General features: G+C 33.3%; 1 protein-coding gene. It reads left to right on the top strand.

The window, feature by feature from the left end; all coding sequences use genetic code 11:
• Positions 1-212: pPIWI-associating nuclease domain-containing protein (locus AAEY62_RS22085; protein WP_350636541.1), on the top strand; the 212-nt coding region annotated here is incomplete at its 5' end.
• Between the last annotated feature and the right edge of the window lie 67 nt (positions 213-279).

The raw sequence follows: 279 nt of genomic DNA, 5'->3' as shown, positions 1-279 counted from the left end.
TAACTAGCCAATCAATTGAAATTGTTGGAAGAGGAACTGCTTATTGTATTTTAGAATGGGGTTCTAGATCTGATATGAGAAATGGTGATGGAGCTTCAATTGAAACTGATTTTCCTTACAATTTCACTGCACATGTCTCATTAACTAATTTGGATGATGTTCACATACCTGAAAACCATATGGATATTGATAATAGCTCATGGTATGAATAGAAATATAAAAAGGCATTTAAATGCAATCAAAACAGTGGGTCATGATTCACTTCGCTACACATTCCAA

The organism is Pseudoalteromonas sp. GW168-MNA-CIBAN-0100, assembly GCF_040309225.1.
Lineage (GTDB): Bacteria > Pseudomonadota > Gammaproteobacteria > Enterobacterales > Alteromonadaceae > Pseudoalteromonas > Pseudoalteromonas arctica.
The sequence above is the reverse complement of the archived record's forward strand: the minus strand, read 5'-3'. Positions and strand labels throughout refer to the sequence as shown.